Source organism: Paenibacillus sp. LT-B23 (assembly GCF_059417685.1).
Window position 1 is genome coordinate 43139 of sequence record NZ_JBSQBM010000002.1, and the last position, 14201, is coordinate 57339.

At 51.8% G+C, this 14201-nt stretch carries 15 protein-coding genes; 1 reads left to right on the forward strand and 14 read right to left on the reverse strand.

Going from position 1 to position 14201, the window contains the following annotated elements:
- Nucleotides 1-106: 106 nt before the first annotated feature.
- The 7 genes from ACWXW9_RS02870 to ACWXW9_RS02900 all read right to left on the reverse strand — a co-directional run bounded on the left by ACWXW9_RS02870 (nucleotide 107) and on the right by ACWXW9_RS02900 (nucleotide 5947).
- Complete coding sequence (locus tag ACWXW9_RS02870) at nucleotides 107-1555, reverse strand: SulP family inorganic anion transporter (protein WP_494928203.1); 1449 nt, start codon at nucleotides 1553-1555, stop codon at nucleotides 107-109.
- A gap of 269 nt (nucleotides 1556-1824) precedes the next feature.
- Nucleotides 1825-2247 carry a type II toxin-antitoxin system VapC family toxin gene (locus ACWXW9_RS02875; RefSeq protein ID WP_494928204.1) on the reverse strand — a complete coding sequence of 141 codons (423 nt, stop codon included), beginning with the start codon at nucleotides 2245-2247 and terminating at the stop codon, nucleotides 1825-1827.
- Nucleotides 2248-2487 (reverse strand): hypothetical protein, encoded by a 240-nt coding sequence (locus ACWXW9_RS02880; RefSeq protein ID WP_494928205.1) that lies wholly within the window; start codon nucleotides 2485-2487, stop codon nucleotides 2248-2250. It abuts the gene before it with no gap.
- A 92-nt stretch (nucleotides 2488-2579) separates the two neighbouring features.
- Nucleotides 2580-3152, reverse strand: coding sequence for a hypothetical protein (locus tag ACWXW9_RS02885; RefSeq protein WP_494928206.1), 573 nt, complete (start codon nucleotides 3150-3152; stop codon nucleotides 2580-2582).
- Between the two features lie 23 nt (nucleotides 3153-3175).
- A complete protein-coding gene (locus tag ACWXW9_RS02890; protein WP_494928507.1) occupies nucleotides 3176-4846 on the reverse strand; it encodes an ABC1 kinase family protein in 1671 nt (556 codons plus the stop codon).
- A gap of 1 nt (nucleotide 4847) precedes the next feature.
- Nucleotides 4848-5207 (reverse strand): phasin family protein, encoded by a 360-nt coding sequence (locus ACWXW9_RS02895; RefSeq protein ID WP_494928207.1) that lies wholly within the window; start codon nucleotides 5205-5207, stop codon nucleotides 4848-4850.
- A 101-nt stretch (nucleotides 5208-5308) separates the two neighbouring features.
- Nucleotides 5309-5947: a ThuA domain-containing protein gene (locus tag ACWXW9_RS02900; protein ID WP_494928208.1), complete on the reverse strand. Its 639-nt coding sequence runs from the start codon at nucleotides 5945-5947 to the stop codon at nucleotides 5309-5311.
- 428 nt (nucleotides 5948-6375) lie between these two features.
- Here ACWXW9_RS02900 and ACWXW9_RS02905 point away from each other — a divergent pair, with 428 nt between their 5' ends.
- Entirely contained in the window at nucleotides 6376-6825 is a 450-nt protein-coding gene (locus tag ACWXW9_RS02905) for an AbrB/MazE/SpoVT family DNA-binding domain-containing protein (RefSeq protein WP_431086269.1), read from the forward strand.
- Nucleotides 6826-6996: 171 nt separating this feature from the next.
- Here the strand turns inward: ACWXW9_RS02905 and ACWXW9_RS02910 are convergent, their stop codons facing one another.
- The 7 genes from ACWXW9_RS02910 to ACWXW9_RS02940 form a co-directional block, all read right to left on the reverse strand.
- Nucleotides 6997-8451 (reverse strand): cobyrinic acid a,c-diamide synthase CobB, encoded by a 1455-nt coding sequence (locus ACWXW9_RS02910; protein WP_494928209.1) that lies wholly within the window; start codon nucleotides 8449-8451, stop codon nucleotides 6997-6999.
- The gene (locus ACWXW9_RS02915) at nucleotides 8444-9532 is read right to left on the reverse strand and encodes a cobalt-precorrin 5A hydrolase (RefSeq protein ID WP_494928210.1); all 1089 of its coding nucleotides are present in this window, start codon (nucleotides 9530-9532) and stop codon (nucleotides 8444-8446) included. The genes ACWXW9_RS02910 and ACWXW9_RS02915 overlap by 8 nt, the downstream gene beginning before the upstream one ends.
- Nucleotides 9525-10319, reverse strand: coding sequence for a precorrin-4 C(11)-methyltransferase (cobM, locus tag ACWXW9_RS02920; RefSeq protein ID WP_134912100.1), 795 nt, complete (start codon nucleotides 10317-10319; stop codon nucleotides 9525-9527). The genes ACWXW9_RS02915 and cobM overlap by 8 nt, the downstream gene beginning before the upstream one ends.
- The gene (cobI, locus tag ACWXW9_RS02925; RefSeq protein ID WP_494928211.1) at nucleotides 10316-11032 is read right to left on the reverse strand and encodes a precorrin-2 C(20)-methyltransferase; all 717 of its coding nucleotides are present in this window, start codon (nucleotides 11030-11032) and stop codon (nucleotides 10316-10318) included. The genes cobM and cobI overlap by 4 nt, the downstream gene beginning before the upstream one ends.
- Before the next feature lie 29 nt (nucleotides 11033-11061).
- Nucleotides 11062-12318, reverse strand: a complete 1257-nt coding sequence (gene cbiE, locus ACWXW9_RS02930) for a precorrin-6y C5,15-methyltransferase (decarboxylating) subunit CbiE (RefSeq protein ID WP_494928212.1) — start codon at nucleotides 12316-12318, stop codon at nucleotides 11062-11064.
- Nucleotides 12311-13456 carry a cobalt-precorrin-5B (C(1))-methyltransferase gene (locus tag ACWXW9_RS02935; RefSeq protein ID WP_494928213.1) on the reverse strand — a complete coding sequence of 382 codons (1146 nt, stop codon included), beginning with the start codon at nucleotides 13454-13456 and terminating at the stop codon, nucleotides 12311-12313. Before ACWXW9_RS02935 ends, cbiE begins: the two co-directional genes overlap by 8 nt.
- A 74-nt stretch (nucleotides 13457-13530) precedes the next feature.
- On the reverse strand, nucleotides 13531-14175 hold the full coding sequence (locus ACWXW9_RS02940) for a precorrin-8X methylmutase (protein WP_014278561.1): 645 nt from the start codon (nucleotides 14173-14175) through the stop codon (nucleotides 13531-13533).
- Between the last annotated feature and the right edge of the window lie 26 nt (nucleotides 14176-14201).

A 14201-nucleotide genomic window follows, 5' to 3' on the forward strand; every position in this document is an offset into this window, starting at 1 on the left:
ATCTATGATTTAGGAAGAAAACCTTTATTTCATTTCAGAAATACATGCAAAAAAGCCTGAAATGGTTAAATTCCATTCCAGGCTTTGATCTATTCTATACGATTTATCACACCAGTGGCTCCGTAACTACAGGGCCGCCGAGCTTTTCCACAATCAAGCGGCTTTCCTCGTTCAGTCCCCGCAGGGTAATCAATTTACCGGATTTCGTGTACTTTTGCAGCACCTTCCCAATGGCGGTTACCGCGGAGTGATCCCAAATATGCGATTGACTGAAATCCACCACCACGCGCTTCGGATCATCCGAAGGTTCAAAATGGTCGACAAAATGAGTCGTCGAAGCAAAAAACATCGGACCTCTAACATGGTACACCTTTTCATCGTTTTCCTCTGTCGCGCTGATGCGGATTTTAGCCATTTTCCAGCCAAAATGCAGGGCACTCAGCAGCACGCCCACAATAACACCCTTGGACAAATCATGCGTAGCCACCACAATGACGACCGTCGTAACCATGATAAATGTGTCCGCCTTGGGAACCTTGGCGATATTTCGGAGCGAATTCCAGTCCACTGTCCCGATACACACCATAAACATAACTCCCACCAGTGCGCCCATCGGTACTTCCTTCACAACCCCGCCGAGCACCAGCAGCAGAAAGGCCAGAAACACCCCTGCCGTGAAGGTGGACAAACGCCCTCTACCTCCCGAGCTAACATTAATAACAGATTGTCCGATCATGGCACAACCACCCATACCGCCGAAAAAGCCATTTACAAAGTTGGCAATTCCTTGCCCGCGGGCTTCCCGGTTTTTATTGCTTTTCGTTTCGGTCATTTCATCCAAAATACTGGCTGTCAGCAGCGATTCCAGCAGTCCCACCAGCGCCATCGTAAAGGAATACGGCAGTAAAATCCACAAAGTATGCAAAGACCACTCAATCTGCGGCAAATGGAATGAAGGCAGTGAGCTGGTCAGCGTACCGATATCGCCTACGGTTTTGACATTTAACCCGAACGCATACGTGATGATCGTCATGATAATGATTGCCGTCAATGGAGCGGGAATGCTTTTCACAAACCTTGGCAAAATATACACAATGAGCAGCGTACCTGCTACCATTGCATACATAATCCAATTGGCTCCATGAAAGTGGGTGAGCTGTGCCATAAAGACGAGGATCGCCAGGGCATTCACAAACCCGGTCATGACCGGCTGCGAAATAAAGCTCATAAATCGTCCTATTTTTAAAACACCCAGCAGCACCTGAATAGTACCCGCCAAAATAGTAGCCGCAAACAGATATTCCACGCCATGATCCTTCACCAAACCGACGACCAATACCGCTACAGCCCCGGTTGCTGCCGAGATCATCGCCGGACGTCCGCCTGCAAAAGAAATAACAATTGCCATTGAGATGGAGGCGTACAGTCCGACCATCGGATTGACACCGGCAATGATCGAGAAGGCAATCGCCTCCGGGATCAGCGCCAGCGCCACGGTCATACCTGCAAGTATATCAGCCCGGATATTACCGAACCATTGTTGTCTAAGATTCATACAGTCTCGTTCCAGCCTCCTATTAACGGAGAACAGCGCGTTGACTCGCAGCCCGGTGTCGTTCCGGGTCTCCGTCCAGCGGCCAATCGCATAGGCTCTCCTATGATTCGGCTCGTTTCTCTCACACGAACCCGCCCGTTATGTTCAGTCCATCATTATAACGCAAGGGGTTCGCAGAAACGAGTCAGGTAAGAGGCTGTTTAGAAAAAGAAAACAGGCGTTTCCTTGGAATATCGCCTGTTTCCTTCGTTTAATTCGTTTTCTTATATTTAAAATTTTCGCAATTCCTGAGACTCCGGTTTGTTAAAATTTATCACTCTAACCTCATACTCGAACTCCGCGAACTGCAAATCTTGATCCGCCGTAACCAATATCAATTTGTTTATGATAGCTGTGGCAAGAATCAAAGCGTCTGGGGTCTTAAGCTTTCTCCCACACTTATCTTTTTGTTCTCTTCTGATACGACCCGCTTTAATTGCAATCTCTGAGTCAACTGAAATAAAATCCCCACCAAGAAAAGGTATCGAATTTAAGTCGGTATCAGTAGGTAACCCAGCTATAAACTCGGACTGGGTTATAGCTGAAAAGAAAATATTTTCTTTATCTTTCTCAGCCTGTCGAATTACTTCATCCAAGGAAGAATCAAGTCTATGAAGGGCAATAGCTGCATTCGTATCAAATAAGTACCCCATCTATTCCCAATTCTCCCTGGATTGCTTGACGCTCTCTTCAATCTCAAGCAATTGTTCCTTACTTAAGCTGCCTCGCGACTTCAAAACAGCTTGCAGTCCCTTAGGTAATGAAGGCTCTAAATCAATAACCTCGGTTTCGCCTTCCTTAGTTTCTATAGTAACCTTAGATGGGTCGAACCCAATATCCCGAAGGAGACTTAGAAGGCGTATACGATGTATATCCGTTAATTTCTTTGCCACCAGAAACACCCCTTAGCAAAAATTAGTTTCCAGCATGGTCCACCTGATATTGGAGTGCTGAACACCAGCTCGCTTGATTCGTTTTCTTATATTTAAAATTTTTGCAACTCCTGCACAAGCTCCAATAGGGCGTCAGAGATATCCGGGTCGGAGCTATGCTGGAGCATGCTCTCAAAGTCAGGTAATGCCCGTTTCAATAGCCGAAAGCTATAATCGTAATAGCTCCAAAAGGCCACCGGATCATAGCCTCGCGCTTCTTCCTCTTCCCATTCCAGTTCATCTTCTTCAGGATCGGTGTCTTCTGGCCACAAATATTTTTCATCCAACAGCATGGTCAGGGATTCGACAGACTTCTGTGAGTCGGCTTGTGCATTCTCCATGTCCAATGCCTCAATAACTGCATGATATAACTCTACTTCCTCTAGCGTGATACCATTCACTTTTCTCGCATGTATATTTCTTAATAAGAAAAGCAGAGCCCACGGCGTAACCTGCCACAATGTGCCCTGATGCTCAATCAGATTAGCAATGTCATCATATTTTCCGTCCGATATCAATTGCGGCAGCTCGGTACCCCTGCCATATGGGGTCGTCAGACGGTGCCACGGCACATCGGTGATTTGGAAACTATGAATGGGGATGGTGTTGATCTCATGATTATCCATGGCTCATCCTTTCCGATCGGTATCTAAAATCTTCCCGATTTAAAAATAGAATATAGCAAAAAAGCAACCATTAAGAGTGCGACGACAAAGCCAATCTCAATCGCAGGCACATTCCACAGCATGGTCGCCTGATGATTCAGCGATGAGCCGATAATCAGGCCGACCATAATAATGCTGAACGCCAGCAGTACAATGCTGAATGACAGGCGATTGCTGATTTGATCCAGCCTGCGCAGGAGCATTTCCAGCTCCGGCACGGTGACCTCCAGCTTGAGCTTGCCTTTGCTGATAATCGAAGCCAGATGCCTTGCCTGCCCTGGTAGCTCCATCAGCGTTTCGACCAGCTCGGTCGCACCGCCCAGCAGCTTGCCCCGGATACGACGGCCGCTAAAGCGCTCCTTTAACAGCTTGTTGCCAAAAGGCTCCGCCAGAGCGAGAATACTAAGATCAGGGTCAAGATGCTCAACTACCCCTTCCAGCGTCAGCAGCGACTTGCCGAGCAGCAAGACGTCTGAAGGCATGCCGATCCGGTGGCGCTGTGCTGCGCCGAACAGGTCGTTCAGGGCATCCCCAATGCTGACCTGCGAGAATGGAACGTCCGAGTAATCTTCGCGCATCTTATCCAGATCGGCACGCAGCGCGTTCATATCCGTATCTGGCTCAACCAGCCCCAGCCGTTCGATTGCCCGAACCATGGCATCGGTATTTTTGCGCATCAGCGCAATAATGAGCGAGGCCAGATGATTCTTCATCTCTTCACTCAGCCGCCCGGTCATGCCGAAGTCCAAATAAGCGAGACTGCCATTTTTTAGGACAAGTAAATTTCCCGGATGAGGATCGGCGTGAAAAAAACCTTCAATAAATATTTGATGCAGCATACTGTTTACCAGCCGCTGCGCCAGGTCTTTCAAATCATATCCACGACGTAATAGTTCTTCGCGATTGCCCAGATGAGTACCATCCAAAAACTCCATGGTTAATACACGTGAGGAGGTATGGTCCCAATATATTTTCGGAATATGAATATGCGGGTCCTGCTCGAACTGGAGCGAGATTTTCTCCGTATTGCGGGCTTCATGGTTGTAATCCAGTTCCTGAATGAGCGATCTGCCCAGCTCCTCCACCATCTGGCTAAGCTGATAGCGTTCCACCCATTCCCAGCGTTTGACCGCCATTGCAGTCAGTTCCCTCAAAATATCCAGATCCCGCCGAATGATGCGGTTAACGCCAGGGCGTTGGATTTTAATGGCGACCAGTTCTCCACTGTGCAGCTTCCCCAGATGCACCTGACCAATGGAAGCGGCAGCCAGCGGAACATCGTCAAAGCGGGCCATGATATCCTCCAATGACGTGTCCAGCTCCTGTTCCAAAATGCCACGTGCGGTTTCAGAGGAAAAAGGCGGCACCTGATCCTGAAGCTTGACCAGCTCACGGATAATCGGCTCCGGCAGCAGGTCTGTGCGCGTGCTTGCCAACTGTCCAAGCTTAATGAACGCAGGCCCCAAATCCTCCAGCACCAGTCGGATCCGTTCGCCCAGCGTTTTGGACTCTGGTGTTTCTCTCGTCAGCCACTTGCGGGGCAGCGATAATAGCTGGAACAGGCCCATTTCCTCCACCATATAGCCAAAGCCATGACGCGCCAGCGCCATGGCAATTTCCCGGTAACGACCGGCGTGCTTTATACGAACCGCCATTTTAATCCAGTCGATTCCCTTCCTCAGCATCGCTCGAACCCGTAAGCGCCGCCTTTTCTTTTTCCAGCTCCGCTACCTGTTTTTCCAGGGATGCCACACGTTGTTCCAAACTTGCGACATCATTTTCGGTAGGTACATCCAGCTCCTGCAAAATGCGGCTAACCTGCTCGCGGATCACCGTTTTGAACTGTCCCTGTTCCTCTGCGCCCCGTTCGATCAGACGATCAACCAGCGCTTTGGATTCCGAGGGTGCAAGTTCTCCCCGGTTCACAAGATCCTCGACGGCTTTTTCCACCTTTTCTTTGCTGACAATGGTGAGGCCCAATCCCAATGAGATGGCTTTTTTGAACAGATCGCTCATGATATATCCTCCCCTACCTGTGATTACCTATAGTATAACCCGAAAAGGGGAACCGCATAAAGTCTGCAGCTCCCCTCCCTAGTTTGACGACATCAGCTATGTTAGCCCGGCAAGCGTCCAGCCCACTTGGCAGCCTGAAGAATCAGCTTGCGATATCCTTCATGCTGGAAGCTTGGCTGATTGTGTCCAGGCATCAAGTAGACGACCCGACCCAAGCCATAGGACAACGACCAAGCTGCTGGCCACCGTTGGCCCTCGTGTTCGTATTCCATCAACAGTGTTTTTTTAGTAAACGGATCAAAATCAAACCGATACGGCTCCTCCTCGATCTCAAATGGTTCAATCCCTTCCATAATCGGATGGTCCGGCTCCGTCACCTTGAAGGACAACTGACCCGCAGCAGGATGCCGCAAAAAACGCGCCCCCATGAGCTGTGCAATTTCATACCGACCTTGCAACGTAATTCCGTTATGCAGTACGAGCAGTCCACCTCCGCCACTGACGTAGGATAGCAGCCCTGCTGTTTGCTGGGGAGACAGAACCTCCTTGCGGCTGTCGCAGTACGAGATGCATAAATCAAATGAGGCCAGGTTTTCCTTGAGCAGCATTTTACGATTTTCGCTGCATTGTACCGTCATCCAATCCTGTAAAATATGACTAATCTCTCCGTCCACCCCTTGTAGCGGGTGAAACTCCGGATACGTATAATCTCCTAACAACAATGCTTTTCTTCTTTCCATGATGAATCCTCCTTGCTAATCTGTATATAAGGACTTTAAAGGCGATGTCCCGTGTCATTTGTTCTTATTTGTGTGGTTTCTGGGCTCAAAAATTCCAACTAGCCCTCACCCGTTGCGCATAACACCGCCATCATCATCCGAGCTACGGCATATATAAATAATTCTACAGGCGGGCTATGAAATCCTTTAGCAGAAGATTATAGCATATATATTTGATCGGAATAAACATACTCAAAAAATTTATATGCGTGAACGCTGGCGAATTAATCGGTTTATGGTATACTCGTAAGAAAAAAAGCGTATCCATGCGTTTTCTAAAAGGCTGGATCGCTTTTTAGTGAAGTTTATGCTTGCGGTTGTAGAATTGTTAAGCTTTGCTTAAAAACTTATACATTCTATGAATCTTAAAAACCGGGGAGGTTGCATGAATGAAGAGGACTGGAATGACCCGGCCTTTGGACAGCTTGGGACGAATTGTGCTTCCTAAAGAGTTGCGCATGACGATGGAGATTGACATCGGCGATCCATTAGAGTTTTTTATTGAAGACCAGACACTCATGCTCCGTAAGTACAAATCAACCAATTGCATATTTTGCGGTGCGGTTGATACAAACACCTATTTTAAGGACCAGTTTATTTGTGACGAATGTGCAGCCGCAATGAAAACGGAAGATTTGCTTCCAGTCACTTCGGCCGAAACCAATTCGGCTCCAATCAAGCAAAATATGCATATGAAAAAGATTTATCAGCGTACAGATGTTATTCTGGAAAAAATGAGAGAGCTTATGGAAGAGAATCCAGCATCCTCACAAAAACAACTGGCTTCTATGCTAGGCGTGAGTCAGGGAAGGATTTCCCAGTTGAAGAAGCTCATGTGAACGAATCATCACAAGAGTAATGAATACGCTTCCATGTAATGTAAGGTTGAATCTTGCCTAAGTTTAGAAAAGCCGGACCCTTGTGATAAAGGGAACCGGCCTTTTTGCGTACATATCAAATTCTTCATTTATCCTGTTAGGGACTACAGTTGCGACGGGTGCTATAGCGGATTACTGACCGTATGCCCTGCACTTTTCCACCCAGCGTGCTGCTGCTTTGGGAAAAGAGGCGAGGTGAATATGCGTGTAGGCTGCCAACAGGTTACCCTTCGCATAGCCTTCGCTCTGGAGCCCGCGCATCCCCTTGGTTTGATAGGCATAAGGGTACCGGGAGGCTGATTCATCATAGACCATCACGGAATAATGAAACTCATGTCCCCGAATTGTCTCTCCAGCCTCCAGCAACAGACAATCCTGTAATGCAGTTGCTTCCCGGTATCCGAGCGCGGCCCGCTTGTCCTGCATTCGCACATCGGACGGGATGACCCCCGCCATGCTATGCACAGCACCGGAACGATCTGTAAGCGTACGCGCCAGCACCATGTAACCACCGCATTCGGCGAATACAGGCATATCCCGGTTTACCGCGTTGCGGATATCTTCCAGAAAGCCCGTATTCGCAGCAATATCTGCGGCGAACTCCTCGGGGAAGCCGCCGCCCAAATATAGGCCGCTTGTACCCTCAGGTACGCGTTCTCCCGCTAGCGGACTGAAAAAGGAAAGTTCAGCTCCCGACTGACGCAGTAAATCCAAATTTTCCGGATAGTAAAAATTGAACGCCGCATCTCGGGCGACGGCAATAACCGGACGTTCCCCGGCGTCGGCTTGCGGCTCTGACGAAAGCCGATCCGCGGCAAATAACGGCTGCGCTGGCAAAGACAGCGGCGGAGCCGAGTCCGCCAGTGCCCGCAGCGCGTCCAAATCCGTACCCATGCGGATCAGCTCTGCCGCCCGTTGAAACAGCGGCTCCAGCTCACCGCGCTCGACAGCCGGGACCAAGCCCAGATGACGCTCGGGAATGTCCAGCCCGTCGTCGCGTTGGAGCCAGCCAAGCACGGGGATGCCACACTCCTGCTCGATTGCCTTTTTGACGATGCCGTAATGCCCTTGGCTTCCGCAGCGGTTCACGATCACACCCGCAATGCGCAGCTTCGGCTCCAGACGCTGGAAACCTAGTACAATAGCGGCCGCGCTTCGTGCCATACTACGTACGTCAACGACCAGCAGCACAGGGCTATCCGTCAGCATGGCGATTTCGGCGGTCGACCCGGTGTTGCTGAGCGGGTCCTTGCCGTCATACAGCCCCATGACGCCTTCGATTACGGAAATATCCGCACCCTCGGAGGCGCGGATAAAGGTTTCACGCACCGTGTCCGGCGAGGTCATCCATGAGTCGAGATTACGCGAAGGCGTTCCGGTCGCGGCGGTATGATAGGTCGGATCAATATAATCCGGCCCGCACTTAAAGCCCTGCACCCGCAGACCGCTATCGGCAAAAGCTTTCATCAGCCCAAGGGTAACGGTCGTCTTGCCCGCGCCGCTGCCTGTTCCAGCCACGACGATACGGCTTCTCCGCGCGCCAGCGGCTTGATCCGTCTGCACATCCTGCTTATTGCGGTCAGTCATAAGATACCCGTGCTACGGAAATGGTCATGTTACCGCTTTTCTTCTTCTCCAGCAGCCAATGATCTGCACCGGAAGACAAGAGAGCTGAAGGCTCGCTGACACCGTACGCTCCTGTGTACTTGAAGACCGTTTCCGATGGATTGGGAAGCTGTACGGTGTTTAGCTCTGAAGGCGTATACGTCACCAGCTCCCAGCCATATTTGGAGCAAAGGGCAAGCAAGCCCTCTTCATCCTTTTTCAGATCAATGGTGGCAATATTGCGCACGCTTTTCACAGACAAGCGAAGCTCATTCAAGGTGTCCAGCACGCCAGCCTCCAGCTCCTCCACAGCAGTACCCCGATTACAGCCGATGCCGAGCACCAGACTTTTCGGACGATACAGCACGCCATTCGTTAGGAACTGTTCCTCTTCCTCCGGCTCCAGCAGACGGTCGCTAACGAGCAAGGCCGCATTAAACGGCTCTTGTGACGCTTCTGCCATCGAACCATATACCTTGATATGGGCAGGCACAGGCTTGTCATAACGCCACCAGTTCCGTTCGCCTGTCTCTTGCACAAGCGCCACAGGCTCCTCGTTCACAACAGCCGCGCTCACCGGAGTTGCCTTGTCGAAGCTGTCGACCACCCAACCCAATTCCCGACCGAACATGTCCACCGGAATCGTGCCCTGCACATCCGATGCGGTCGTAATCACCGGGAGCGCGCCGAGTACCGAAGCCACATGACGGGTCAGTTCATTAGCACCGCCCAAATGCCCGGACAGTACGCTAATGACATGCTCCCCGCGATCATCAATGACGACCACCGCCGGGTCTACCTTTTTATCCACGAGAATCGGCGCAATCATACGAACGACCGCACCAAGGGAAATAAATAAAATAATACCGTTATATTGTTTAAATAAATCCGGCAAAATCAGCTTAACTGAGCCTTCGAACAATTCAATACCGCGCTCTTGCTCGTCGCCCCGCTCAAACTTGGACATGTAATACACATCCGTTCCCGGAAAGCTGGCTCCTAAGTTACGAACCATCTCCACTCCGTGCTTCGTGATCGCCACAGCGGCAAATGGATTACTCACCAGGCTTCACTCCCTTCCGGTAGCCGTGGGTGAACGACTTATCATACAGCTTGGAACGATGCGCGTCCTTGTCCACCAGCCCCGGATCGAGCGCCCAGCCTGCCAAAATCATCGCATGCATCGTAATTCCCGCTGCGCGCAGATCGGCAGGCAATTGAGCGAGCGTTGTGCGCACGATCTTTTGGTCTGGCCAGGTTGCACGTTGTACAACCGCTACAGGTGTGTCCTCGCTCCAGCCAGCCGCCAGAAACTCGACAACGACCTTCTTCGCCAACGTTGCACTAAGGAACAACGCCACTGTACAGTGATGGGATGCCAAGTCGCGCAGCTTTTCCCGATCCGGTACAGGTGTGCGGCCTTCGGCACGCGTCAGGATGACGGTCTGCGTCAGGTCAGGCACAGTCAGCTCTGCGCCAAGTACGGCAGCAGAAGCGAAGACTGAGCTGACACCCGGCACGATTTCGTAAGCAACTCCGCGCTGCTTCAACAGCACCATTTGCTCCAAAATCGCGCCGTACACTGCCGGGTCCCCCGTATGTACACGAGCTACACTGCGTCCAGCCTGTACAGCCTCGCTCATAATTTCGACCTGTCGCTCCAGATCCATGCCTGAGCTTTGCAGCACCTGCGCCTCTGGCTTGGCCGTGGCAATCAGCTCGTCGTTCACAAGTGAATCCGTATACAACACAACATCGGCTGTACGTAAAATCCGAGAACCCTTGACGGTAATCAGTTCCGGGTCGCCGGGACCCGCTCCTACGATATATACTTTCGGCTCCAAACTCATTTGCTCACCACCATCAGACTTAGATATTCAAGCTCCTGTCCGCGCAGCTCACGTGCGTTACGCCATACCATTTCATAAGGAGAAGTGACCTTGGTAATAACAGACGCCCGATCCCCCAGATTCAGTTCATCCAGCACATCCAAAATAAGATCCAGCACCTTGGCGACCTTGATGAACACGACCGTATCGTGATTTTCAATCGCCCGCTTCATCGCTTCCTTATCATTTGTAGCCGGAATAATACCGACCTGCTGATCTCCGTCTGCCAAAGGCAACTCCAGTGCCGCCGCTGCTCCCAAAACGGAGGAAATGCCCGGAATAGATACAATCGGCACCTCGGGATGAAGCTCCTTCATGAGACGCGCCAAGTGAATAAAGGTACTGTACAGATTCGGGTCCCCCTCGGTGACAAAGGCTACATCCTTGCCTTGACTCAGAGCCTCCCAGCAGGCAACCACCGTTTTGTTCCACTCCCGTTCCAGTACAACCGGGTCCTTGGTCATCGGGAAAATGAGCCCCAGCATCTCTTTTTCCTCCGGGTTTACGTACAGCTCCACGATTTCATGGGCATACGATTTGCCTCCCCGACGTTTCTTCGGATAAGCCACAACTGCGCATTCTTGAAGCATGCGGTACGCCTTGACCGTAATCAGCTCGGGATCACCCGGCCCCACGCCTACGCCGTAAAGTGTTCCTGTTGCCGCCGTATTCATGCTGTCTCTCCCCCTCTTGATCTACCAAATTACTCCCCTGCTACCTCGTCAGCCGCTTCTACCGACGGCCGCCCTGTAATGACATATATCGGATTCAGTCCGTCAAAACGCGTCATATTCAAAATTGGCTTGCTACGCGCTGTTTGCAGTAACGTCACCGAGGTTTCCAGCCCCGCTTCTTGCATCGCCTTCATGCCGTCATGCAGCGTCTCAATCGTTGCGGCATTCACTACAATTCGTCCATCCGTACGCAGACGGGAAGCGCACAGCCGAATCAGCTCCGCCAGCTCTCCCCCGCTCCCGCCGATAAACACCGCATCCGGGTCTGGCAGCTCTTCCAGTCCGGCAGGCGCTTTGGCGTGAATGACCGGAAAATCGGTGCGGAATTTGATCTTGTTCGCTTCCACATTGGCGAGATCACTTTCATTCTTCTCAATGGCAAACACTTGCCCGTACTTCGCCAGCCGCGCACACTCCACAGCTACAGAGCCGGACCCTGCGCCAATGTCCCATACGATGCTTCGCTCTGTCAGACGTAGCTCGGACAAGCTGAATACGCGTACTTCACGCTTCGTGATCAGCCCTTTTTCCGGCTTGCGCTGGTGAAATTCCGCATCCTCGAAGCCAAATCCCCGACGAATCGCAAGCACGTCCGCACCCTTACGGCGGCGCAAAATAACCACATTCAGTGGTTGGAACGTTCCCTGCGCCATCTCTTCCAGCGTATAATGCCGATACGTCTCATCCGGTCCACCCAAATGCTCGCCAACAAAGGCATCGTATTCCGTCATGCCGTAATGCAGCAGATAGGCAGCGACTGCGGCGGGATGATTCTGATCGTCCGTCAGCAGCGCGACCTTGTGCTGTCCGTCGATCCGCTGTGCCAGTCCGGTTATCGGACGGCCATGTATGCTTTCCAGCACCGCATCCTGCCAGCTCTCTCCCAGACGTGCAAATGCCAACTGAACCGAGCTGAGATGCGGCAAAATATCCAGATGCTCAGCCCCCAGCTTGGCGGACAAATACCCTGCGATGCCAAAAAAAAGCGGATCGCCTGACGCAAGCACGACAATATCCTTATCCTCACGCAAACGTCCCAATTCTTCCACCACGGCGGAGAAGCCGCTCTTTAATGTTCTTTTTTCCCCTGCGGCTGCCTTGAAAAAGGCCAGTTGGCGCTCTCCGCCAACCAGCACGTCCGCACGCTTGATTCGCTCCAGCGTCTCCTGCGACAGACCTGCCGCTCCATTTTCACCGATACCAATGACACGGATCACTCTACTCACCGACTCTCGCCCTCCCCAGCACATTCCCTTTCATCGTTACCAGTACCATTTCTACAACGATTCCACCACCTGCATGCTCCAGACAATGCTGACAACCATAGGTGCACAGCTTTTCAAAAAAGCTCAACGCATTCGCTTCGGTCATCATATCCGCCACCTGTGTAGCTGTATTCGCCTCAGCCACCGCCGCTGCAAGCGATTCGTCCACACCCGCTTCACGCGCGACCTCGGCCAAAAAGCCAAAATCCACCGGGGCGCTCTTGGAATGAACCATCATGACACCTTGAGCAACCTTCGACAGCTTGCCGGGCATGCCGACGAGAATGATTTTCTTCATTCCCAGCCGTTTTCCATGCTTGATCGCAAAGCCGACAAAATCGCCCATCTGGATAAAGGCTTCTTCCGTGAGCTGATCATACATTTGCATTGCATATTTTTCACTGCTGCCGCCTGTGGTCAGGACAATTTCCTTGCAATCCATCGCTTGCGCAACCGATATGGCCTGCACGACACTGGCTTTATAAGCCGACGTGGAAAATGGAACTACCACACCTCGCGTACCCAGTATGGAAATACCGCCAAGAATACCAAGTCGCCCATTCAGCGTCTTCTTGGCGATTTCTTCGCCGTCCGGTACGCTGATGACGACACGGACACCTTTGGCCGATCCATGCTCTTCAAGCACGTCAGTGACGGCCTCCGTAATCATCCGGCGCGGCACCGGATTGATCGCTGCTTCCCCGACAGGTACAGGCAGGCCAGGCTTCGTCACCCGCCCCACGCCGATACCGCCGTCGAGCTCAATGCCCGGTTCCTCTCGCCAGCTAACAGACGCGATAATTCTCGCCTGATGTGTCGCATCCGGGTCATCGCCGCCGTCCTTGATCGTTGTGCAGGAAGCCTCGTCCGCGTCCAACACAGGCTCGATCAGCACAAACGCATGATCGAATCCCGCTGGCAGCGATATCACCGCTTCCTTCGGCGGAATGCCCGTGATGAGCAGTTGCACCGCTCCCTTGGCAACCGCAGCCGCACAGGCTCCGGTTGTAAAGCCTGACCGCATCGGCTTGTCCGGCGCGGGGGCTTCACCACTTTTCATCCGTTTGGGTCTGTCGGCGGACGCCGCTTCCTTTTCCATACCCATTCCTCCTTAACCTCTCATGCTGTTCATGCTCCAATTCATTTCATGATACAGCAAACGGGCAACCGCATCTAGCGGACAGCCATTAAGGAGATCGCATTCAATGCCGCCACGACGATGGTACTGCCACCCTTGCGCCCAATATTCGTAATGAACGGAATATCCAGCTTGCGCAGCTCGTCCTTCGATTCTGCCGCCGATACGAAGCCGACAGGCATTCCGATAATCAGGCCTGGCTTGGCCGCTCCTTCTTTCACCAGACGAATCAGCTCCAGCAACGCTGTCGGCGCATTACCAATCGCATAGATACCGCCTTCACCTGCCTGAATCGCTTTGCGCATCGAAATAATGGCGCGTGTCGTATTCAGTCTTTTTGCTTCCTCCATCACGTCCGGGTCCGAAATGTACACATGCACATCTCCGCCAAACTGACGGATACGATCCTTGCTCAGACCAGCCTGAATCATTTGCACGTCAGCAACGACCTGCTGCCCTGCGCGAATGGCTGCAACCCCGGCTTCAATCGCTTTCGGATGAAACACCATGCTGCGGCCCAGCTCAAAATCAGCAGACGCGTGAATCACACGTTGTACGACTGGATATTGCGCTTCTGTAAAAGGATGCTCTCCCAGTTCTTCCGTGATCATCTCGAAGCTTTTGCCCTCAATCTCCTGCGGCTGCACCGTTAACGGTTTGAAATCTGTTTTAAAATCCATCGTTTCGACTACTCCTTTATGGAAAA

What these genes read in the sequence shown, in the direction of transcription:
- ACWXW9_RS02870 (WP_494928203.1), bottom strand. Translation starts at nt 1,555, where the DNA reads ATGAATCTTAGACAACAATGGTTCGGTAATATCCGGGCTGATATACTT.
- ACWXW9_RS02875 (WP_494928204.1), bottom strand. Translation starts at nt 2,247, where the DNA reads ATGGGGTACTTATTTGATACGAATGCAGCTATTGCCCTTCATAGACTT.
- ACWXW9_RS02885 (WP_494928206.1), bottom strand. Translation starts at nt 3,152, where the DNA reads ATGGATAATCATGAGATCAACACCATCCCCATTCATAGTTTCCAAATC.
- ACWXW9_RS02890 (WP_494928507.1), bottom strand. Translation starts at nt 4,846, where the DNA reads ATGGCGGTTCGTATAAAGCACGCCGGTCGTTACCGGGAAATTGCCATG.
- ACWXW9_RS02895 (WP_494928207.1), bottom strand. Translation starts at nt 5,207, where the DNA reads ATGAGCGATCTGTTCAAAAAAGCCATCTCATTGGGATTGGGCCTCACC.
- ACWXW9_RS02900 (WP_494928208.1), bottom strand. Translation starts at nt 5,947, where the DNA reads ATGGAAAGAAGAAAAGCATTGTTGTTAGGAGATTATACGTATCCGGAG.
- ACWXW9_RS02905 (WP_431086269.1), top strand. Translation starts at nt 6,376, where the DNA reads ATGAAGAGGACTGGAATGACCCGGCCTTTGGACAGCTTGGGACGAATT.
- ACWXW9_RS02910 (WP_494928209.1), bottom strand. Translation starts at nt 8,451, where the DNA reads ATGACTGACCGCAATAAGCAGGATGTGCAGACGGATCAAGCCGCTGGC.
- cobM (WP_134912100.1), bottom strand. Translation starts at nt 10,319, where the DNA reads ATGAGTTTGGAGCCGAAAGTATATATCGTAGGAGCGGGTCCCGGCGAC.
- cobI (WP_494928211.1), bottom strand. Translation starts at nt 11,032, where the DNA reads ATGAATACGGCGGCAACAGGAACACTTTACGGCGTAGGCGTGGGGCCG.
- ACWXW9_RS02935 (WP_494928213.1), bottom strand. Translation starts at nt 13,456, where the DNA reads ATGGAAAAGGAAGCGGCGTCCGCCGACAGACCCAAACGGATGAAAAGT.
- ACWXW9_RS02940 (WP_014278561.1), bottom strand. Translation starts at nt 14,175, where the DNA reads ATGGATTTTAAAACAGATTTCAAACCGTTAACGGTGCAGCCGCAGGAG.